Origin of the sequence: Nonomuraea sp. NPDC049504, from assembly GCF_040676845.1 — a bacterium.
Classification (GTDB): Bacteria; Actinomycetota; Actinomycetes; order Streptosporangiales; family Streptosporangiaceae; genus Nonomuraea; species Nonomuraea salmonea.
In genome coordinates, this window is the sequence record NZ_JBFAPT010000033.1 from 72,048 (window position 1) to 91,266 (window position 19,219).

Sequence of the window (19,219 nt, forward strand, 5' to 3'; positions counted from 1 at the left end):
GTGCGGCCTCAGCCGGGGACGACGACGGCGCGGGTGCGGCCCTGGTGCGCCCACGCCTCGCCGACGCGGCTGAGCGGGTAGGCGGTGTACGGCGCGTCGAAGGTGCCGTCCGCGAACCGGGTGATCATCTGGGGGAACTCGGTGATCATGTCGGCCTTGGAGACCGAGCCGAGCCCGCTGCCGGTGACCCGGAACCGCCGGCTGCGCAGCAGCGCCGCGGGCAGCGCCGCGTCGTTCCCGGCGAGCGAGCCGATCTGCACGTACGAGGTCGTCTCGCCGTCCTCGTCGGGGCGGAAACCGGCCAGAGCGCCGAAGGCGGCCTCGGCCACCCAGCCCCACACGAAGTCGAGGATCAGCGTGGGCTGCGTCTCGGCGAGCACGGGGGCGAGCGCGTCCAGGGCTCCGTCCTGGGTGAGCGGGACGGTGAGCGCGCCTACGCCGGCCAGCGGCTCCAGCGCCGCGCGGTCGCGGCCGGCCGCGATGACCTGCTTGGCGCCGAGCGCCACCGCCGCCCGTACGGCGAGGCCGCCCGACATGCCGGTGGCCCCGAGCACCAGCACGGTGCCGAGCCCGCCGGTCTCCTCGCGGTGGGCGGCCAGCGGCATCCAGCCGGCCGACGCGGGGTTCATGCCGGCGGCGACGGCGAGCGGGTCGGCCCCTTCCGGCACCTCCACCTCGAACGGCGTGACCATCGACTCGGCCATCGTGCCCCAGGGGCCGCGAGGCAGGCCCGTGTAGACCAGCCGCCCGTCCTCGGTCCTGGCGACCGCGTCCACGCCGGGGACGAGGGGGAAGGCGTCGCCGCTGCGGTAGTGGCGGCCGGTGGCCATGCCGCGGACGACGTGGTGCAGGCCGGCGCCCACGAGCCGGACGGGCGCCCGGCCCGGCTGGGGCTGCGGCTCGGGGAAGTCCGCGCACACGGGGGTGGCGTCGGGAGAGGTGACAACGGCAGCACGCATGACAGCGCCTCCTGAACTAAGTTCAATTCTGGACGCCGTCAACGGTGCCTGAACTTTGTTAAGGTGTCAACCGTGGCGAAGGGCATCACTCGGGAGCGGATCGTGGCGGCGGCCCTCGACCTGCTCAATGACAAGGGCATGGACGCGCTGACGGTCCGTGCGCTGGCGTCCAGGCTCGGCGTGGGGGCACCCGCGCTCTACTGGCACGTCCGCAACAAGCAGGAGCTGCTCGACGAGATGAGCACGTTCGTCATGCGCCGGGTGATCCAGGCGCTCTCGGAGATCGATCCCGGCGCGGGCTGGCGGGACGCGATGGCCGCGTACGCGCGCGTCCTGCGCTCCGAATACCTCAAGCACCGCGACGGCGCGCGCATCTTCAGCGGCACCCGCTTCTCCGATCCCTCGGTGGTCACGGCGAAGGATCCGTGGCTGGAGAGCCTGACCGGGGCGGGGTTCTCGCTGGCCGAGGCGGACGACGCGATCGATCTGATCACCGCGTTCGTGGTCGGCTTCGTGATCGAGGAGCAGGAGCGCAACCGGCCACGCGACGACGACCCCGAGCGCTACTCGCTGGAGGGGCGCGACGAGTGGCTGGGGGAGGGCGCCGACCTGGTCAAGGCCGCCGGGCATCTGCGCGACGACGGTGACCAGCGCTTCGAACGGCAGCTCGGCGTCGTCCTCGACGGGCTGGCGGCCCGGTTGCGCTGATGCTCGGCTACGCGCCGTTCAGGCCGAACAGACGCTCGGCGTTGCGGTGGGTGATCTGCTCCCGCTCGTCGGGGGTGAGGCCGAGCCCGTCGATGAACTCACGCGTGCCGTCGAGCCGCAGGAAGGGGTAGTCGACCGACCAGATCACCCGGTCCAGCCCCGCCACGGCGCGGACGAAGTCGAACTGGGGCCGCTGGTACATGCCGCTCGGGGTGACCCAGACGTGCGAGCGGTAGGTCTCGGTGATCGTCCGCGACAGGCCGGTGTCGCCGGGGGAGAGGACGTCGTCCAGGCGGCTGAGGTAGAAGGGCACCATCTCGCCCCAGTGGCCGCTGACGACCTGGAGGCCGGGGAGGCGGTCGAAGACGCCGGCGAGGACGAGCCGCAGCACGTGGATCCCCGCCTCGTGGTGCCAGCCCCAGCCGGCCAGCGAGAACTCGGTGGTCACCTTGTCGCCGAACCCGGCGTAGTAGGCCTGCTGAACCTGCGGCACCGGCGCGTACGGGTGCAGGTAGAGCGGCACCCCCAGTGCGGCGATCCGCTCCAGGACCGGCAGGTACGCCGGATCGTCGAGGAACCGGGCGCCAGGGCGTCCCATGATGAGGACGCCGCGCAGCCCGAGGCCGGTCACGGCGCGATCCAGCTCGTCCACGGCGGCGGCCGGGTCCTGCCACGGCAGCGCCGCGAACCCCTGGATCCGGTCGGGACGGGCGGCGGCCGCCTTCGCCAGCCGGTCGTTGGCCGCCCGGCACAGGGCGAGCCCCCGGTCGCCCGGCACGAGCTGCACCGGGTTGGTCCAGGAGACGATCTGCAGGTCGATGCCGTGCTCGTCCATCAGCCTGACGCGTCCTTCGCCGAGGTCGGCCCCGAGCTCGAACGCCTCGTCGATGTCCACGGCGGGCCGGCGTCCTGGGCCGGGAGGCACGGGCGAGTCGCTGCGGCTCTGCAGACGCATGTACGGCGTCTCGCGGGCGATGGCCGGGCCCGCCGCCGCGGCGATCACCGGATCGACCGCGTGTTCCTCGATGCAGATGAGTGTCATGGATGGTCCCCGATCTCAGGCCCTCGTCGCGCGGTCATGCGGCTGGGTCTGGTGTCGATTTGCCTGGTCGGAGCGGTCGTCACCATCATGGTCGGTGGTTTCGACCAGCCAAGTAAACTCTACTGTACCGTTTACTTTTTAGTGAGGGTGGCATGGCCCGACGCGGGCAAGAGTTGCGCGAGCACATCCTGGAGACGGCGAAGTTCGCGTTCCTGGAGGACGGCTTCGAGCGGACTTCGATGGATGCCGTCGCCGCGCGGGCGGGCACGTCCAAGCGGTCCCTGTACGCGCACTTCCCGACCAAGGACGTGCTGTTCCACGCGGTCGTGGAGCACATCCGCGGCTCGTTCGGCGGCCGGATCCGCACCCCCGCCACCTACTCCGACGACCCGCGCGAGGCGGCCGTGCGCTACTGCGGGCGGTTCGTCCAGCTCCTGCACTGGTCGGCGGCGGCCAGGATGATCAGGCTCGGCATCGCCGAGGCCGACCGCCTCCCGGATCTGGCGGCCGGCCTCTACGACGTCCTCTTCGGCACCACGGCCGCGGACCTGGCGGCGTACCTGACGACCGCTCTGGACCTGACGCCCGGCCGGGCGGAGGCGATCTCACACGAGTTGTTCGGCCTCGTCCTGCATCCGACGCTGCCGCGCCTGCTGTTCGGCCTGGAGCCCCTCGTGGACGAGCTGCCTGACGAGTCCACGCTGGCCTCCGACGTGGACCTCGACAGGATCAGGCGGCTCCTGCGCGAGGTCCTGCCGGCGGAGGCGTGAGGCTACTGCGCCTGCTGGTCGTACAGGCCGTCCATCATCCGGACGAGCGGGGCCGCGTACGTCGAGCTCTCGCCGTCCTCGCTCGCCGACCCGCCGTACTCCACCTGCCAGTCGCCGGTCGAGGTGTTGCGGATGGAGGTGTGGCTCAGCGTGCCGCCGCTCGCGTTCTCGTCGTACAGGGCCCAGTGGTGGGCGGTGCGCTTGTTCGTCGCCGAGTCGACGCTGACGGTGTCGTCATGCCGCGAGGCGAGGAAGGTGTAGTCCGTGCTCATCTGCGACTGCGGCTGCTTGCCCAGCCAGCTGATGAAGCCGCTGCCGGGACGCATGTCGCTGCACTGCTCGTGGGTGATGGCGCACGCGGTCACCAGCGCGCTGCCGATGCCCTGGTGCGGGGTGGCGAAGGTGACCATGTCCTCGATGTAGAGGAACGGCGGCCAGTCACGAGGCCAGTCGGTGGCGCCGATGTCGTCCGGATCGACGGTCAGCCCGCTGATGTCGGGCGGCGTCTTGCCCACGCCGTACCTGTTGACGCCCTCGATGGCCGCCTTCGCGACGAGGCCGCCCATGGAGTGCGTCACCACGTCGATGGCGATGTCCTTGCTGGAGTACAGGTAGTAGACGGTCCACGCGAACTGGCGGCCGACCTCCTGGATGCGCGTGTCGGTCGTGCCTCTGAGCCTGAGGTCGCAGTTGGTGGCCTTGTTGTAGTAGCCGAAGGTGACGACGTCGCCCCAGCCGTTGCCGTTCAGCAGGTTCCTGGCGCTGTTCCACGCGCCCGAGCAGCTGATGTCCGCCTCGCGATCGAACCCGTGCACCATGACGGTGACGCGGTGCCCGTCGGCCCGTGCGGGCGCGGCCGACGCGGCCGTTGCGGTGGCGATGAGGGTGGCCGCGACGATGGCCCCGATCAAGGACAGGGATCTGGCTAACTTGTGCATCCACGGTCTCCGTTCCGTTGAGCCGGAGGCAGAGTAACGCGTGGACGATCATGGCGAGCCGCAGTTGAACGCGGCACCGGCCATGGGAAGGCCCGCCGCCACGGCGGCAGTTGAACACGTCCCCGCCGCACGCGGCGGGGACGTGTTCAGGGGATCGTGCCGTAGGCCAGCAGGTCCTCCAAATACGCCACGTGCGCCGGGGCGAGCTCCAGCCGGTACGTCTCGCCGTTCGCCGGATCGGTGATCGTCAGCACCGTCCGCGGCGCGTCAGGGCTGCAGTCGTGCACGCCGTCGACCAGTTCCTCCTGGAGGGTGAGGGCCAGTGACTGCGCCGCCGTGTAGGGGGTGTCCATCGGTCAGGAGTCCCGTCTCCGTCCGCTCATTCGGTACGCAGCGCTTCCGCGATCGTCAGGGTGGCCGCCGAGCGGGCGGGCAGGAACGCGCCCAGCATGGCGATGGCCACGCCCGCCACGACCAGCGCACCCAGGGCCGCGGCCTGCCAGACGTCGAGCAGGATCGCGGGCGCGTTGAGCCCGACGGCGTCGAGCATGGCCTGCACGATGACCCGGTGCGAGGCCATGCCGATCGGGATGCCGACCAGGCCCCCGATGGCCCCCAGCGCCGCCATGGACGTGATCATCATCAGCGTCACCTGGCGCGGCGTCATGCCGATGGACTTCAGCATGGCGAGGTCGCGGCGGCGCTCGCGGGTGTTGAGCACGACGGTGTTGAAGACGCCCAGGGTCGCGACCGTGCCGAGGAGCAGCGTGAAGAGCGAGGCCGCGCCGATGATGGCCACGCTGTTCTGGTCGACCTGGGACTTGGCCTGCGGATAGAGGCCGGGGTCGGCGGCTTTGACGGCGGCGTTGAAGGTGTCGACGTCGGTGCCGGGGGTGAGCTGCACCTCGTACTGGGTGGCGCGGGCGCCGGGGTCGATCGCGGTCAGCGTGGGCCAGCTCACCATGATGAGGTCGTTGGAGGCGTCCATGACCTCGCCGACGATCGTGGCCTGGGTGCGGGCGGCGCCGAGCGCGATCGTGAGCCGGTCGCCGACGCGCAGCCCGAAGCGTTTCAGGAACGCCGAGGGTGCCGCGACCTCGTTGGGGCCGGAGAAGTAGCGGCCCGACACGACCACGTCGCCGCGGGTCGAGGCGTCGCCGCGCAGGAACTGCGCCTTGCTACGGCTGGTGTGGCCGGGCAGCTGCACGTCGATCCAGGCGTCGGCGGTGACGTAGCGGACGCCGGGCTGGGAGCGCAGCAGCGCCTCGATGGCGGCGTCGTCGAGCTTGGGCCTGACCTGGTCGGGGCGTCCGACATAGACGACGGAGTGGACGTGGCCGACGCGCTGCGCGGTGTCGCCGTACGCGGTCATGGTCTGGAACAGGCCGGTGGCGAGCGTCACCGCGGCCACGCCGAGCACGATGGCGGCGAGCGTCAGCGCCGAGCGGCCCAGCCGGGCGAACGGCATCCCCAGCCCGAGGCTCATGCTGCGGGGCAGCCGGGTGCCGGACAGCACGCGCTGGATCGCCTGCCCGCGGCCCGCCCTGGGCGCGCTGCCGGAGCGGATGGTCTCGGCGGCCGACAGCCGGTGCGCGCGCGAGGCCGGGATGAGCGCGGCCAGCACGACCACGGCCGGCACGCCGAGCAGCGCGGCGAGGTAGACCCACCAGCTGACGCCCAGGCCGATGGACGCGCCGATGCCGGCGAACACGCGATCGAGCAGCGGCTGCGAGATCAGCGCGCCGAGCCCGGTGCCGACGAGGCACCCGGCGAACCCGGGCAGCAGGACCATGGCCAGATAGACCGCCATGACCTGGTTGGGGGTGAAACCGAGCGACTTGAGCACGCCGATGTGCCGCTGCCCCGCGACGACGGCGCCGCTGATGACGTTGGCCACGATGAGCACCGCGACCAGCAGCCCGAGCAGCCCGAACCCGGCGAGGAACGGCAGGTAGGAGGTGGCCGCCCTGGAGACGTCCTGCTTGACGGTGAGGTACGGCTGCTGGTTGAGCACGCCGGCCGGCGGCAGGTCGGCGGTGACGTTCGCGGTGGCGGCGCGCACGTCGTTCTCGGTCTCGGCCTTGGTGAACCGGTAGAGCATCTGGGCGGTCGTGGGCTTCATCGCCTGCATCTGCGCGGGCGTGACCCAGGCCTCGGCCGTCCTGGTGACGCTGGAGGCCAGGCCCACGATGGTGAAGTTCAGCCCTTCCCTGGTCTGGACGGCGGCGCCGACCATGTCGCTGAAGAGCGGCTCGACCGGCCGGTTGACCACGATCTCGCCCGGCTTGGCGGCCCAGCGGCCCGCCCACAGATCGACCTGGTCCACCGGCCCGCCGGGGCCGGGCCGCCCGACGACCGTGAGCGGTCCCGACGGCAGGCTCTGCCGGGTGTCGGCGACGGTGAGCACGCTCTGTCCGTACGGCCCCGCCGCCGCCTCGACGCCCGGCTTGGACGCCGTCTCCGCGAGCCGCGCGTCGGGGACCTCGGCCCGGTCGAAGGTGACCACGACGTGGGGGCCCCGCTGCTCGGCGAAAGTGCGGTCGAACGGCCCCGACGAGGCCTCCAGCAGGCCGAGCGCCACGACGATCGCGACCGTGGAGCACAGGACCACCACGGCGAGGATCGTGCTCTGCAGCCGGCGCCGCCGCACCGCGGCCAGCGCGATGCGCATCACCACGTTCATGGGGTCCACTCCAGCGTGCGCTCCGCGGTGACCCGGCCGTCGGCCAGCTCGATCACCCGGCCGGCGCACCGCTCGGCGAGCCGCTCGTCGTGGGTGACCAGCATCAGGGTCTGCCCGATCTGGTGCAGGTCGAGCAGCAGGTCCATGACCTGCTCGCCGGAGTGGCTGTCGAGCGCGCCGGTCGGCTCGTCGGCCAGCAGCACGGCGGGCCGGTTCATCAGCGCGCGGGCGACGGCGACGCGCTGCCGCTCACCGCCGCTCAGCACCGCCGGGTACATGCGGGCGCGGTCGGAGATGCCGAGCTCGTCCAGCAGCTCCATGGCCCGCCTGCGTGCCTGGGCGGCGGGCGTGCCGGTGAGCTGCGCGGCCAGCGCCACGTTGTCCAGCGCGGACAGGTCGTCGAGCAGGTTGAAGAACTGGAAGATCATGCCGATGCGGCGCCGCCTGAACAGCGCGAGCCCCGTCTCGTTCATCCCGGTCAGGTCCTCGCCGTGGACGACGACGCGCCCTGCGGTGGGCCGGTCGAGCCCCGAGATGAGATTGAGCAGGGTCGACTTCCCGCAGCCGGACGGCCCCATCACCGCGACCGCCTCGCCGGCGCGGATCTCCAGCGAGACGCCGCCGAGCGCCACCGTCTCGCCGTATTGCTTGCGTACCTGATCAAGTTGTACGACGATCTCGGTTCCGGTTGTCATGAGAAGGAGGCTACAAACGGCGCGGGAGGCCGGTCATCCTTCCCCGGATGTAGATCCGCACCGATGTCATCCTGTGGATGTAGTGCGGATCTCCACGTCGTTTGCCAGGGTGGAACGGTGGGCGGAGTCTGGGCGTACGCCTTGGTCGTCGTCGTGGTGGTGCTGCTGGGAGTGACGCTGGCGCTGAGCGTCGCCCTCGTACGAGCGCAGCGGCGGCACCGCGCGGCCATCGAGGAGCAGGGCAGGTTTCTTGAGCGGGAGAGCGACCGGGCCGCGAGGGCGGCGGTCGACGCCGAGCGGGCGAGGATCGCCAGGGAGCTGCACGACATCGTCAGCCACAACGTCAGCCTCATGGTCGTCCAGGCCAGCGCGGCCCGCGAGGTGATGACCCTGCAGCCGGAGGCGTGCGCGGAGGCGCTCAAGGCGGTCGAGAACGCCGGCCGGTCGGCGATGTCGGAGCTGCGCCACCTGCTCGGCCTGCTCGCCCCCTCGCCCGACGGCGTCGAGGACCCCATGGAGGACGCGCTGGTGCCGTCGCCGAGCCTGAGCGGGCTCAACCCGCTGATCGACCGCTTCGCCTTCGCCGGGCTCACCGTCGAGACGCGCATCCTGGGCGAGCCCAGGCCGCTGCCGCCGGGCATCGACGCGACCGTCTACCGGATCATCCAGGAGGCGCTGACGAACGCGCTCAAGCACGCCGAGCCGGACACGAAGGCCGAGGTGACGATCCGCTACGCCGACAACCAGATCCGCGTGGAGGTGCTCAACACCGGCCCCAGCGCGCTCACCGCCGACCAGCCGCCCGAGCGGGGCCGCGACGTCCCGCAGGACCGGCAGCGCAAGGGCGACGACGGGGCCGGGCGCGGCCTGCTGGGGCTGCGCGAACGGGTCGCCGTCTACGGCGGCGACCTCGACGCCAGGCGCCGGCTCGGCGGCGGCTACCGCATCCGCGCCCGCATCCCGCTGAACGCGCCGCAGGCCGGCGACCCGCAAGGCCCGCCCGGTGCGGGCGCCGCACTCCGACAGGACGGCCGATGACCCCCGAGCCCTCGCCCCGCGTGCTGATCGTCGACGACCAGGCGCTCATCAGGACCGGGTTCCGGCTGATCCTCACCACCCGCGGCATCGACGTGGTGGGGGAGGCTGCCGACGGCGTGGAGGCGGTGACGGCCGCGCGGGAGCTGCGGCCGGACGTCGTGCTCATGGACATCCGCATGCCGAACCTCGACGGGCTGGAGGCGGCCAGGCGGGTGCTGGCGCAGGACCCGGACTGCCGGGTGCTCATGCTGACCACGTTCGACCTCGACCGCTACGTCTACGCCGCGCTGGCACTCGGCGCGAGCGGCTTCCTGCTGAAGGACGTCACGCCCGAGCATCTGGCCAACGCCGTGCGGCTGGTCACCACCGGCGACGCCCTGCTGGCCCCGTCGATCACCCGCAGGCTCGTCGAACGCTTCGCCGCGCAGGACCAGGCAGGGGGTGCCACGGCCACGAGCGTGCCCGCCGACCTGGCCGTGCTGACCGCGCGCGAGCTGGAGGTGCTGACGCTGGTGGGGCGCGGGCTGTCCAACGCGGAGCTGGCCGAGGCGCTGACGCTGAGCGAGACCACGGTGAAGACCCACGTCGCGCGCATCTTCACCAAGCTCGGCCTGCGCGACCGCGCCCAGGCCGTGGTGGTCGCCTACGAGAGCGGGCTGATCAGCGCGGGCTCCGCCGGTTAGCCCGCCCGGCCGGCGGCGGCCCCCTCTTCGGCCCCGGCGGTGGTCCCGGCCGCGGGCGCCCGCTGCTCGGCCGGGTGCAGCCGGTTCAGCAGAGGGCCGGTGAGCGCGGTGGTGACGACGGCCATCACCACCATGAGCGCGTAGAGGCGTTCGTCCAGCACGCCGAGCTCCAGCCCGACGCCGAGCACGACCAGCTCCGTCAGCCCGCGCGTGTTCAGCAGCGCCCCCAGGGTGACCGCGCCGCGCGCGTCCAGGCCGCCGATGCGGGCCCCCGCGTACGCGCCGGCGAACTTGGCGGTCACCGCCGTGACCAGGATGACGGCCAGCTCTCCCCACTCGCCCGCGCTCAGCCCCGACAGGTCGATCGTGAGCCCTGCCATCACGAAGTAGACGGGCAGCAGCAGCGTCCCGCACAGCGGCTCGACCCGCCGGATGACGCACGCGCGCACCTCGTCGCCGCCGGACGTGGACAGCAGCACGCCGAAGAGGAACGCCCCGAAGATGTAGTGCAGCCCCAGCCAGTCGGTGAAGGCGGCCGACAGCAGCAGCCCGGCCAGCACGACCGCGAAGAAGAGCCCGCCCCCCGCCTCGCCGTTCCCGCGCAGCCGGGCCGCGCGGCGCAGCAGCGGGCGCACGAGCGTGACCATCACGACGACGTACGGCACGAGCAGCAGCAGCCACCACTGCAGGCGGGCGCCGGTGGCGAGCGCGACCACCAGCGCGAGCAGCGCCCAGGCCAGCACGTCGCAGACGGCCGCGCAGGTCAGCGCGGTCGAGCCCATGCGGGTGCCGGTGAGCCCGCGGTCGGCGATGATCCGCGCGAGGACGGGGAACGCGGTCACCGACATCGCCACCGCGAAGAACAGCACGAACCCGGCGGCCGACCCCCTCTGGTGCCCCGCGAGCAGCGTCGCGGCCAGCAGCGCGCCCAGCGCCAGCGGCACCGCCGTGGCGAACAGCGAGGTCCACACGGTCACCCGGCCGCCGCCCCGCAGCGCGCCCACGTCCAGCTCGGTGCCGACGACGAACATGAACAGCGCCACCCCGACCCCGGCCAGCGCGCTCAGCACCGGCCGCACCTCGACGGGGAAGATCACGGCCGTGACGGCGGGGCTGAGCAAGGTGGGGCCGAGCAGGACACCGGCCACGATCTCGCCCACGACGGCGGGCTGGCCGAGCCGGCGGGCGAGCCCGCCCATGACCTTCGCCAGCACCACGACGAGCGCGAGATCCAGCAGCAGCATGTGCGTGGGAAACACGGGGAAACCCATTCTCGGAGTGACGCCGCATTGATTGCCGGGCGCCGACTCTATCCGGGTCGCCCGCCGTCCGTCTGCGTTCAACCGGGGTGCGGAGGCGGTTGAACGCGCCGCCCTCCGAAAATAGGCTCCGGGCGGCCGCTGAATGCCCTTTCACCGAGGTGTGCCGGCCGGAGATGTCGTCCGGCGACACGGCGGGAAACAACGGTTACCGTGACGGGCATGCTGGTACTGGGGCTCAGTGGAAACTTTTCCGACGGGGACGTCGATCTCGCGTCCCGCATGAACGACGATTTCTTCCACGACGCGGCAGCCTGCCTGATCCGGGACGGCAAAACCATCGCGGCGGTGGAGGAGGAGCGGTTCAACCGCATCAAGAAGACCACCAAATTTCCGACCGAGGCGATTCGCGCCTGCCTTGACCTGGCCGGTGTGACGCCGTCGCAGATCGACGCCGTCGGGCACTATTTCCAGGAGATCTTCGTCGACCGGGCACTGCACGAGCTGTATCTCCAGCACCCGGAAGCGCCCATCCGCTATTCGCGGGAACTCATCACCGACCAGCTCGGCGCGGAATTCGGCATCGAACTCCCGGCCGAGCGGCTGGTGTACGCGGAACACCATGTGTCGCACGCCGCGTCCTGTTTCCTGCGCTCGGGAATGAAGGACGCGCTCGTCGTCGTCATGGACGGCCGCGGCGAAATGCATTCGACGACCGTGTTCCGCGGCGGGCGCGGCGGGCTGGAGCCGCTCGCGACGTACGGCATCGACAAGTCGCTCGGGCAGTTCTACGAGGCGGCGACCCATCTGCTCGGTTACCGGATGGGCGACGAGTACAAAGTCATGGGGCTCGCGCCGTACGGCGACGCGAACGTCCACCGCGACATCTTCGACTCCCTCTACACGTTGAAGAGCGGCGGCGACTTCGAACTGCGGCCGATCACCGGCGCGTTCTTCGTCAACGGCTTCGTCCCGCGCAGAAAGGGCCAGGACTTCACCCGCGAGCACATGGACTTCGCGGCCGGCGTGCAGCGCACGCTGGAGCGGATCGCCATGCACGTGCTCGGCTACTGGGCCGACTACACCGGGCTGACGAAGCTGTGCTTCGTCGGCGGCGTCGCGCACAACAGCAGCCTCAACGGCGTGATCCTGCGCTCGGGAAAGTTCGACGAGGTCTTCATCCACCCCGCCGCGCACGACGCCGGCGCCGCCGAGGGCGCCGCGCTCGCCGCCGCCACGCAGCTCGGCGAGGCGCCCGCGCGCCGGTCGCGGCTGTTCAGCGCGAGCCTCGGGCCCGCGCTCGGCGACCAGGAGGACGTCCAGCGCGAGCTGGCCTCGTGGGGCGACCTCGTCCTGTTCGAGCGGCCCGCCGACATCGTGGAGTGCGCCGCCGAGCTGCTGGCCGGCGGCGCCGTGCTGGGCTGGGCGCAGGGCCGCTCCGAGTTCGGGCCGCGGGCGCTCGGCAACCGCAGCATCCTCGCCGACGCCCGGCCGGGCGAGAACAAGCACCGCATCAACTCGATGGTGAAGAAGCGGGAGGGCTACCGGCCGTTCGCGCCGGTGGTGACGGAGGAGGCCGCCGGCGCCTACTTCGAGCTGCCGCCCACGCGCGCCAACTACGACTTCATGTCGTTCGTCGTCCAGGTGCGCGAGGAACGCAGGGCGGAGCTCGGCGCGGTCACCCACGTGGACGGCAGCGCCCGGCTGCAGATCGTCACCCAGGAGGCAAACGAGCGTTTCCACCGGCTCGTCCGGCGCTTCGGCGAGCTGACCGGCACCCCCGTGCTGCTGAACACCTCGTTCAACAACAACGCCGAGCCGATCGTGCAGACCGTGCAGGACGCCGTGACCTGCTTCCTCACCACCGAGCTGGACTACCTGGTGATCGAGGACTTCCTGATCAGGCGGCGGTGGGGCCACTGGCTGGGCCTCGACGGCCTGGTGCCCAGGCACCGCCCGGTGACCAGGCTCGTCAAGCGGGTCCGCACCACGCCGGCCGGGCACCGCGACGTCGTGCACGAGATCTTCCTCGACTACACGAACGGGCCGCGCGCGGAGATCTCGCCCGCCGCCTTCGCGGTGCTGGAGGCGGCCGACGGGAAGCGGACCCTGGAGTCGCTGGCCGGTGACGCCGGGGTGAGCGACGACCTGCGCAAGGAGCTCCACCTGCTGTGGCAGGGCAGGTTCTTCGTCCTGGCCCCCACCGGCCGTTAGAGCGGGATGTTGGCGTGGTGCCCCCGGCGTGGTGCGGCCTCGGCGATCACCTTGGCGATGGCCTCGCGGCTCTTCGCCGGGTCGATGACCTCGTCCACCACGCCGAGCCGCACGGCCGCGTCGAGACTGCCGGTCTCCTTCTCGTGCTCGGCGGCCAGGGCCGCCTCGAGCAGCGGGCGCTCCTGCTCCGGCGCGGCGGCCAGGGCCTGGCGGTGCAGGATGCGCACCGCCGAGACCGCGCCCATGACCGCCATCCGCGCCGTCGGCCAGGCGAGGACCCGGGTGGCGCCCAGGGCGCGGGAGTTCATCGCGATGTACGCCCCGCCGTACGCCTTGCCCACCATCAGCGTCACCCGGGGGACGCTGGCCTCGGCGAAGGCGTGCAGCAGTTTCGCGCCCCGCCGGACGACGCCGTCCCACTCCTGCTTGACGCCGGGCAGGTAGCCGGGGACGTCCACCACGACCACCAGCGGCACCCCGAAGGCGTCGCACATCCGCACGAACCTGGCGGCCTTCTCGGCTGACGCGGCGTCCAGGCAGCCGCCCAGCCTGATCGGGTTGTTGGCCACCACGCCGACCGTGCGCTCGCCGAGCCGGCCGAGCGCGGTGACCACGTTCGGGGCCCAGCGCGGGTGCAGCTCGGCGCCCGGCTCGTCCAGCAGGCCGTCGAGCAGCGGATGCACGTCGTACGCACGCTTGGGGTTGTCGGGAAGCAGCGCGGCGAAGTCCGTCCCCGCGGTCTCCGGCATGCGCGCGCACCCCTGGTGCCCGAGCAGGGCGGCCAGGCGCCGCGCCGCGGCGACCGCCTGCGCGTCCGTCGTGGTGACCACGTGCGCGACGCCGCTGCGCCGCCCGTGCACGTCGGGGCCGCCGAGCCCGGCCATGTCGACGTCCTCGCCGGTCACCGAGCGCACCACGTCGGGGCCGGTGACGAAGATGCGGCCCTGGCCCGACAGGATGACGACGTCGGTCAGCGCCGGCCCGTACGCGGCGCCGCCCGCCGCGGGCCCGAACACCGCCGAGAGCTGCGGCACGACCCCCGAGGCCCGCGTCATCGCCGCGAACACCAGCCCGACCGCGTGCAGCGAGCCGACGCCCTCGGCCAGGCGGGCGCCGCCGGACTGCCACAGCCCCACGACGGGCACCCGGTCGTGCAGGGCGCGGTCGTAGGCGCGCACGATCCGCTCGCACCCCTCGGCGCCCATCGCGCCGCCCTGGATCCTGGGGTCGCTGGCGAAGGCCACGACGGGCGTGCCGTGGACGCGGCCCACACCGGCCAGCACGCCGCTGCCGTCCGCGGGCCCCAGCAGGCACAGGCTGGAGTCGTCGAAGAACGACTCCAGCCGGGTACGCGGGTCGCGCGCGTCGGGCACGCGCACCCTGTCGAGATCGTCCAGCACCGGTCCCTACCCCCGGATGAAGGCGACGGCGTCCTTGACCGTGCGCAGCTCCTTGAGGCGATCGTCCGGGATCTCCACCCCGAACTCCTCCTGCGCCGCCAGCGCCACCTCCACCATGGACAGCGAGTCGATGTCCAGGTCGTCCACGAAGCTCCGCTCGGGCGCGACCTCCGCCGCGGGGACGCCGGTGACCTCCTCGATGATCCGCCCCAGCCCGTCGAGGATCTCTTGCTCGGTTGCCGTCATGACAGTGCGCTCCCATCGGTGTTCGGTGTGGACGAGCCGGTCAGGCCGGCTCGGGCCGGGGCGCGGCGTTCACCGCCGGCCCGGCGAACTGCGTGCGGTAGAGGTGCGCGTAGAGCCCGCCGGCGGCCAGCAGCTCCTCGTGGCGGCCGCTCTCCCTGATCCGGCCCGCCTCGACGACCAGGATCTGGTCGGCCTCCCTGACCGTGGACAGCCGGTGCGCGATCACCAGCGAGGTCCGCCCGGCCAGCGCGCTCTTGAGCGCGCGCTGGATCGCGGCCTCCGACTCCGAGTCCAGGTGCGCGGTGGCCTCGTCGAGCACGACGATCGGCGGCGACTTGAGCAGCAGCCTGGCCAGGGCGAGGCGCTGCTTCTCGCCGCCCGACAGCCGGTAGCCGCGGTCGCCGAGCACGGTGTCCAGGCCGTCGGGCAGGCTCGCCACGACCTCCCAGATCAGCGCCGCCTCGCACGCCTCGACCAGCTCCTTCTCCGTCGCGTCCGGGCGGGCGTAGAGCAGGTTCGCGCGGATGGTGTCGTGGAACATGTGCGCGTCCTGGGTGACGACGCCGACCGCCTCGCGCAGCGAGGCCAAGGTCAGGTCCCGTACGTCGTGGCCGCCGATGCGCACGGCCCCTTCCGTGACGTCGTACAGGCGGGGCACGAGCTGGGTGATCGTGGTCTTGCCCGCCCCGGAGGGCCCCACCAGGGCCGTCAGCCCGCCCGCGGGGGCGGTGAAGCTCAGGCCGGACAGCACCAGGCTCTCCTCCCCGCCGTTCCGGCGCAGGGCCGGGGGCTCCAGCGAGGCCAGCGAGACCTCCGCGGCGGCCGGGTAGCGGAAGGAGACCTCGTCGAACACGATGTCCAGGGGGGCGCCCCCGCTCGCCGCCGGCAGCGGCCGTGCTCCCTTGCGGTCCGCGACCAGCGGTTCGAGGTCCAGCACCTCGAAGATGCGGTCGAAGCTGACCAGCGCCGTGAGCGCGTCCACCTGCAGGCTCGACAGCTGGTTGATCGGCCCGTACAGGCGGAACAGCAGCGCGACCATGGCGACGAGCGTGCCGATCTCCAGCCCGCCGCCGATGACCAGGCCGCCGCCGACGCCGTACACCAGGGCCGTGGTGAGCGCGGTGAGCGCGGTGACCACGATGTGGAACAGCTGGCCGTAGACGACGCTCAGCACGCCGACGTCCCTGACGCGGCCCGCCTTCCTCGCGAACAGCGCCTCCTCCTCTGCGGGCCGCCCGTACAGCTTGGCCAGCAGCGCGCCCGCCACGTTGAAGCGCTCGTTCGTCAGCGAGCTCAGCTCCGCGTCGACGTTCATCTCCTCCCTGGCCAGCCGCTGCAGGCGGCGCCCGACGAGCTTGGCGGGCAGCAGGAAGAACGGGATCATCACCAGCGCGGCGAGCGTGATCTGCCACGACAGGTAGAGCATCGTGCCGATCACGATGACGAGCGTGATGACCCCGGAGGTCGCGCGGGTCAGCAGCGAGGTGACCGCCTGCCTGGCGCCCATCACGTCGGTGTTGACGCGGCTCACCAGCGCCCCGGTCTGGGTGCGGGTGAAGAACGCGACCGGCTGCCGCTGCACGCGGGCGAAGACCTCCGAGCGCAGGTCGTAGACCAGGCCCTCGCCGACCTGGCCGGACGAGCGGGCCTCGGCGTACAGCGAGAGCGACTCCAGCAGCGCCAGCCCGACGATCGCCAGGGACAGCGTCAGCACCACCCCGGGCCGGCCCGGCACGATGCCGTCATCGATGATCATCTTCAGCAGCAGCGGGGTCGCCGCCGTGATGGCCGCCGTGAGCATCGTGCTCGTCAGCAGCATCGCCAGCGGCCTGCGGTAGCGCCTGACGTACGGGACGATGCGCCGCACGGTCCCCGGCCTGACCCGCTGTCGGGTGATCGAGTCGTCGTCGAACGACACCTTGGCCATCATTTCCGGACCGCCCACAGTGGCCACGGCCGTGTCCCTCGCTTTCGGCAGGAGATCGGGTCAGTGCTTGTCGAGAAACTCGATGAGCGCGAGATTGACCTCCTCGGGGCGCTCCAGATAGCCCATGTGGCCGCAGTCGCGGATCTCCACGTAGTCGCAGTCCGGGATGCCGTCGGCCACCTCCGCGCACAGGTGCGGCGGGCAGATGAGGTCGTCGGTGAAGGCGATCACCCGGCAGGGCGCGGTGATCGAGCGGAGCCGGTCCCTGCGGTCGCCGACCGGGTCCACCCACGCCTGCCCGCCACCGCCCGCGCCGCCGGCCAGCTCGAAGATCTCCAGCCACGAGGAGACCGCGGCGTCGTTCCTGAGCGTCGCGGGCGAGAGCATCTCCATCACCGACCGGGTCGCCGCGTAGCCGGGCGGCACCGTGACGCCGCTGTCCAGCAGCGCGTGGTCGGCGACGGCCAGAGCGCGCCTGAACACGTCCTCGCGCCCGCGCGTCGCGATCAGCGCAGCGCACCTGACCAGGTCGGGCCGGTCGATCGCCACCTCCTGGGCGATCATCGCGCCCAGAGACGTCCCGACGATCCGGCACGGGCCGAGCGCCAGCGCCTCGATCAGGCCCACGGTGTCGGCGACCATGTCGGCCAGCGCGTACCTGCCCGGCGGCACGTCGGACGGCGGGATGCCCCGGTTGTCGAAGACGATCGTCTCGTAGCCCGCCCGTTGCAGCGCCGGCGTCTGGTACGTCGTCCAGACGCGCCCGGCCGCCGACGACCCCATGATCATCAGTACGGGCTCTCCCTTGCCGGAGCGCTCGTAGGCGAGTCGGATTCCGTTGGCTTGAACAAAAGGCATGATCCGTCCGCGCTCTTCGTATTCACCACGCCGCATGACGGCGAAAGGCCCCGGTCGAACGCTCACTATGGCAGCGGGGGAGCGGCCCGGCAATGCGCGGACCGGCGGCCGTTCAACTGCCGCCGGGCGTCGGTTGGCCACCCCCCGGCGGAAAACCTTGACCCCGGCGCCGCGCATTCCGCTGAATTGAGCGTGCTTTCACGCGGCCATTTCTGAATACGGTGAGGTAATCGAATGCCCGACGGTACGCCGCGGATCAATCTGGTGGACCCCGAACTCTACGCGACGGGCGATCCCTATGTGCAGTGGCGGTGGCTGCGCGCCAACGCGCCCGTTTATTGGCACGAGCCGACGGAGCTTCCCGGTTTCTGGGCGCTGACCGCGTACGCGGACGTGCGCGCCGCCTATCGCGACGCCGAGACGTTCAGCTCGGCCCGCGGAATCCTGCTGCGGCCCGCCGACCACGGCGCCGACCCGGGCGGCGGGCGGACGCTCGCGCTGACCGACCCGCCGCGCCACCGCGACCTCAGGAGGCTGGTCGACGAGTGGTTCGCGGTCCGCTCCGTGCGCAGCATGGAAGGCGAGATGCGCGAGGTCACCGGGCGGGTCGTCGACCAGGCCGTCGAGCGCGGTCGCTGCGACTTCGTCGCCGACGTCGCGGCCCGCGTCCCGCTGTACGTGATCTGCAAGATGATGGGCGTGCCGGCCGGGGAGTGGGAGCGGCTCTTCACCCTGACCAGCCAGGCGTTCGGCGCCGGCGACCCGATGGCGCGGCGCTTCGCCCACCTCGAGATCATGGGCTACTTCGAGACGCTGGCGGCGGAGAAGGCCAAGGACCCCGGCGACGACCTGGTCAGCGTGCTCGCCACGGCCACCGTCGAAGGCGCTCCGCTCAGCCCGGACGACGTCATACTTAACTGCGACAACCTGCTGGTCGGCGGCACCGAGAACACCAGGATCGCCGCCTCGGGCGGGATGCTCGCCCTCATGCGCCACCCGGCCCAGTGGCGGCTGCTCCAGGACGACCCCGGCCTGCTGCCCGGCGCGGTCGAGGAGATCCTGCGCTGGACCTCCACCGCCACCCACATCATGCGCACCGCCACCAGGCCCGTGGAGATCCGCGGCCACCGCGTCGAGGCGGGCGACCGGGTGACGCTGTGGCTGCCGTCGGCCAACAGGGACGAGTCCGTCTTCGACGACCCTGACCGCTTCGACGTGCGCCGCCAGCCGAACAGGCATCTGGCGCTCGGCTTCGGCGAGCACTTCTGCCTCGGCAGCGTGCTCGCCCGGATGGAGCTGCGGCTGCTCTACGAGGAGATTGTCGGCCGCTCCCTGCGCGTGGAGCCCGACGGCGAGCCGACGATGCTCAGCTCCATCGTGGTGAACGGGCCCGAGCGGCTGCCGGTGACCTTCGCCCCCGGCGGGCCCGCTCCCGCGGTGTTCAACTGACGCGGAAACGCGGTTGAGCGGTCACCGCACTGTTGCGCGCCCGCCGAACGGCTCCCTTTACTACGAATGACGATCCAGCAGAGAAAGGACCGTGTGGTGACGAATCCGTTCGACGATCCGGACGCCGAATTCCTGGTTCTGGTGAACGACGAGGGGCAGCACTCGTTGTGGCCCGTTTTCATCGATGTGCCAGAGGGCTGGACCTCCGTTTTCGGTAAGGCGAGCCGCGAGGAGTGCCTGGCCTACATCGAGAAGTCCTGGACCGATATGCGGCCGAAGAGCCTGATCGCCGCCATGGAAGGAAAGTAGGCTCGCCCCGTTCGCGCGGCCGGAGTCCGGCCGCGCGACGC

At 71.8% G+C, this 19,219-nt stretch carries 18 protein-coding genes; 7 read left to right on the forward strand and 11 right to left on the reverse strand.

Features of this window, described 5'->3' with window-relative positions; genetic code table 11:
* Positions 1-8 precede the first annotated feature (8 nt).
* Complete coding sequence (locus tag AB0K28_RS43340; RefSeq protein ID WP_364382149.1) at positions 9-959, reverse strand: zinc-binding alcohol dehydrogenase family protein; 951 nt, start codon at positions 957-959, stop codon at positions 9-11.
* Between the two features lie 72 nt (positions 960-1,031).
* Here AB0K28_RS43340 and AB0K28_RS43345 point away from each other — a divergent pair, with 72 nt between their 5' ends.
* Positions 1,032-1,667, forward strand: a complete 636-nt coding sequence (locus AB0K28_RS43345; protein ID WP_364382152.1) for a TetR/AcrR family transcriptional regulator C-terminal domain-containing protein — start codon at positions 1,032-1,034, stop codon at positions 1,665-1,667.
* A 7-nt stretch (positions 1,668-1,674) separates the two neighbouring features.
* Here AB0K28_RS43345 and AB0K28_RS43350 read toward each other — a convergent pair whose 3' ends face one another.
* A complete protein-coding gene (locus AB0K28_RS43350) occupies positions 1,675-2,709 on the reverse strand; it encodes an amidohydrolase family protein (protein WP_364382155.1) in 1,035 nt (344 codons plus the stop codon).
* A gap of 152 nt (positions 2,710-2,861) precedes the next feature.
* Here AB0K28_RS43350 and AB0K28_RS43355 point away from each other — a divergent pair, with 152 nt between their 5' ends.
* Positions 2,862-3,479, forward strand: a complete 618-nt coding sequence (locus tag AB0K28_RS43355) for a TetR/AcrR family transcriptional regulator (RefSeq protein WP_364382158.1) — start codon at positions 2,862-2,864, stop codon at positions 3,477-3,479.
* Positions 3,480-3,481: 2 nt separating this feature from the next.
* Here the strand turns inward: AB0K28_RS43355 and AB0K28_RS43360 are convergent, their stop codons facing one another.
* The 4 genes from AB0K28_RS43360 to AB0K28_RS43375 all read right to left on the reverse strand — a co-directional run bounded on the left by AB0K28_RS43360 (position 3,482) and on the right by AB0K28_RS43375 (position 7,795).
* Positions 3,482-4,417 (reverse strand): hypothetical protein, encoded by a 936-nt coding sequence (locus tag AB0K28_RS43360; protein WP_364382161.1) that lies wholly within the window; start codon positions 4,415-4,417, stop codon positions 3,482-3,484.
* 146 nt (positions 4,418-4,563) lie between these two features.
* Complete coding sequence (locus tag AB0K28_RS43365) at positions 4,564-4,770, reverse strand: hypothetical protein (RefSeq protein ID WP_345385097.1); 207 nt, start codon at positions 4,768-4,770, stop codon at positions 4,564-4,566.
* Positions 4,771-4,796: 26 nt separating this feature from the next.
* Complete coding sequence (locus tag AB0K28_RS43370; protein ID WP_364382164.1) at positions 4,797-7,100, reverse strand: FtsX-like permease family protein; 2,304 nt, start codon at positions 7,098-7,100, stop codon at positions 4,797-4,799.
* Positions 7,097-7,795 (reverse strand): ABC transporter ATP-binding protein, encoded by a 699-nt coding sequence (locus tag AB0K28_RS43375; protein ID WP_345385093.1) that lies wholly within the window; start codon positions 7,793-7,795, stop codon positions 7,097-7,099. Before AB0K28_RS43375 ends, AB0K28_RS43370 begins: the two co-directional genes overlap by 4 nt.
* Before the next feature lie 117 nt (positions 7,796-7,912).
* Between AB0K28_RS43375 and AB0K28_RS43380 the strand changes: the two genes are divergently transcribed.
* Entirely contained in the window at positions 7,913-8,833 is a 921-nt protein-coding gene (locus tag AB0K28_RS43380) for a histidine kinase (protein ID WP_345385092.1), read from the forward strand.
* Positions 8,830-9,516, forward strand: a complete 687-nt coding sequence (locus tag AB0K28_RS43385) for a response regulator transcription factor (RefSeq protein WP_345385091.1) — start codon at positions 8,830-8,832, stop codon at positions 9,514-9,516. Before AB0K28_RS43380 ends, AB0K28_RS43385 begins: the two co-directional genes overlap by 4 nt.
* On the opposite strand, the gene AB0K28_RS43390 is transcribed toward AB0K28_RS43385, so the two are convergent.
* Positions 9,513-10,775 (reverse strand): cation:proton antiporter, encoded by a 1,263-nt coding sequence (locus AB0K28_RS43390; RefSeq protein ID WP_364382169.1) that lies wholly within the window; start codon positions 10,773-10,775, stop codon positions 9,513-9,515. The two genes, AB0K28_RS43385 and AB0K28_RS43390, sit on opposite strands and share 4 nt — an antisense overlap.
* Positions 10,776-11,057: 282 nt before the next feature.
* Between AB0K28_RS43390 and AB0K28_RS43395 the strand changes: the two genes are divergently transcribed.
* The gene (locus AB0K28_RS43395; protein ID WP_364382172.1) at positions 11,058-12,989 is read left to right on the forward strand and encodes a carbamoyltransferase C-terminal domain-containing protein; all 1,932 of its coding nucleotides are present in this window, start codon (positions 11,058-11,060) and stop codon (positions 12,987-12,989) included.
* Here the strand turns inward: AB0K28_RS43395 and AB0K28_RS43400 are convergent.
* Genes AB0K28_RS43400 through AB0K28_RS43415 form a run of 4 tightly spaced genes read right to left on the reverse strand, consistent with a single transcriptional unit; the run spans position 12,986 to position 17,420 of the window.
* Entirely contained in the window at positions 12,986-14,389 is a 1,404-nt protein-coding gene (locus AB0K28_RS43400; protein ID WP_364382175.1) for a carboxyl transferase domain-containing protein, read from the reverse strand. The genes AB0K28_RS43395 and AB0K28_RS43400 overlap by 4 nt on opposite strands.
* A gap of 6 nt (positions 14,390-14,395) precedes the next feature.
* Positions 14,396-14,635: an acyl carrier protein gene (locus AB0K28_RS43405; protein ID WP_345385088.1), complete on the reverse strand. Its 240-nt coding sequence runs from the start codon at positions 14,633-14,635 to the stop codon at positions 14,396-14,398.
* 40 nt (positions 14,636-14,675) lie between these two features.
* Positions 14,676-16,565, reverse strand: a complete 1,890-nt coding sequence (locus AB0K28_RS43410) for an ABC transporter ATP-binding protein (RefSeq protein ID WP_364382189.1) — start codon at positions 16,563-16,565, stop codon at positions 14,676-14,678.
* A 57-nt stretch (positions 16,566-16,622) separates the two neighbouring features.
* On the reverse strand, positions 16,623-17,420 hold the full coding sequence (locus AB0K28_RS43415) for an alpha/beta hydrolase (protein WP_345385087.1): 798 nt from the start codon (positions 17,418-17,420) through the stop codon (positions 16,623-16,625).
* A 234-nt stretch (positions 17,421-17,654) separates the two neighbouring features.
* Here AB0K28_RS43415 and AB0K28_RS43420 point away from each other — a divergent pair, with 234 nt between their 5' ends.
* Together AB0K28_RS43420 and AB0K28_RS43425 are read left to right on the forward strand one after the other, a co-directional pair.
* Positions 17,655-18,869 (forward strand): cytochrome P450, encoded by a 1,215-nt coding sequence (locus AB0K28_RS43420; RefSeq protein WP_364382180.1) that lies wholly within the window; start codon positions 17,655-17,657, stop codon positions 18,867-18,869.
* 96 nt (positions 18,870-18,965) lie between these two features.
* A complete protein-coding gene (locus AB0K28_RS43425) occupies positions 18,966-19,178 on the forward strand; it encodes an MbtH family protein (RefSeq protein ID WP_345385085.1) in 213 nt (70 codons plus the stop codon).
* Positions 19,179-19,219: the final 41 nt, after the last annotated feature.

What these genes read in the sequence shown, in the direction of transcription:
- AB0K28_RS43350 (WP_364382155.1), bottom strand. Translation starts at nt 2,709, where the DNA reads ATGACACTCATCTGCATCGAGGAACACGCGGTCGATCCGGTGATCGCC.
- AB0K28_RS43385 (WP_345385091.1), top strand. Translation starts at nt 8,830, where the DNA reads ATGACCCCCGAGCCCTCGCCCCGCGTGCTGATCGTCGACGACCAGGCG.
- AB0K28_RS43375 (WP_345385093.1), bottom strand. Translation starts at nt 7,795, where the DNA reads ATGACAACCGGAACCGAGATCGTCGTACAACTTGATCAGGTACGCAAG.
- AB0K28_RS43420 (WP_364382180.1), top strand. Translation starts at nt 17,655, where the DNA reads ATGCCCGACGGTACGCCGCGGATCAATCTGGTGGACCCCGAACTCTAC.
- AB0K28_RS43405 (WP_345385088.1), bottom strand. Translation starts at nt 14,635, where the DNA reads ATGACGGCAACCGAGCAAGAGATCCTCGACGGGCTGGGGCGGATCATC.
- AB0K28_RS43395 (WP_364382172.1), top strand. Translation starts at nt 11,058, where the DNA reads ATGAACGACGATTTCTTCCACGACGCGGCAGCCTGCCTGATCCGGGAC.
- AB0K28_RS43410 (WP_364382189.1), bottom strand. Translation starts at nt 16,565, where the DNA reads ATGATGGCCAAGGTGTCGTTCGACGACGACTCGATCACCCGACAGCGG.
- AB0K28_RS43365 (WP_345385097.1), bottom strand. Translation starts at nt 4,770, where the DNA reads ATGGACACCCCCTACACGGCGGCGCAGTCACTGGCCCTCACCCTCCAG.
- AB0K28_RS43360 (WP_364382161.1), bottom strand. Translation starts at nt 4,417, where the DNA reads ATGCACAAGTTAGCCAGATCCCTGTCCTTGATCGGGGCCATCGTCGCG.
- AB0K28_RS43415 (WP_345385087.1), bottom strand. Translation starts at nt 17,420, where the DNA reads ATGCCTTTTGTTCAAGCCAACGGAATCCGACTCGCCTACGAGCGCTCC.
- AB0K28_RS43370 (WP_364382164.1), bottom strand. Translation starts at nt 7,100, where the DNA reads ATGAACGTGGTGATGCGCATCGCGCTGGCCGCGGTGCGGCGGCGCCGG.
- AB0K28_RS43340 (WP_364382149.1), bottom strand. Translation starts at nt 959, where the DNA reads ATGCGTGCTGCCGTTGTCACCTCTCCCGACGCCACCCCCGTGTGCGCG.
- AB0K28_RS43355 (WP_364382158.1), top strand. Translation starts at nt 2,862, where the DNA reads ATGGCCCGACGCGGGCAAGAGTTGCGCGAGCACATCCTGGAGACGGCG.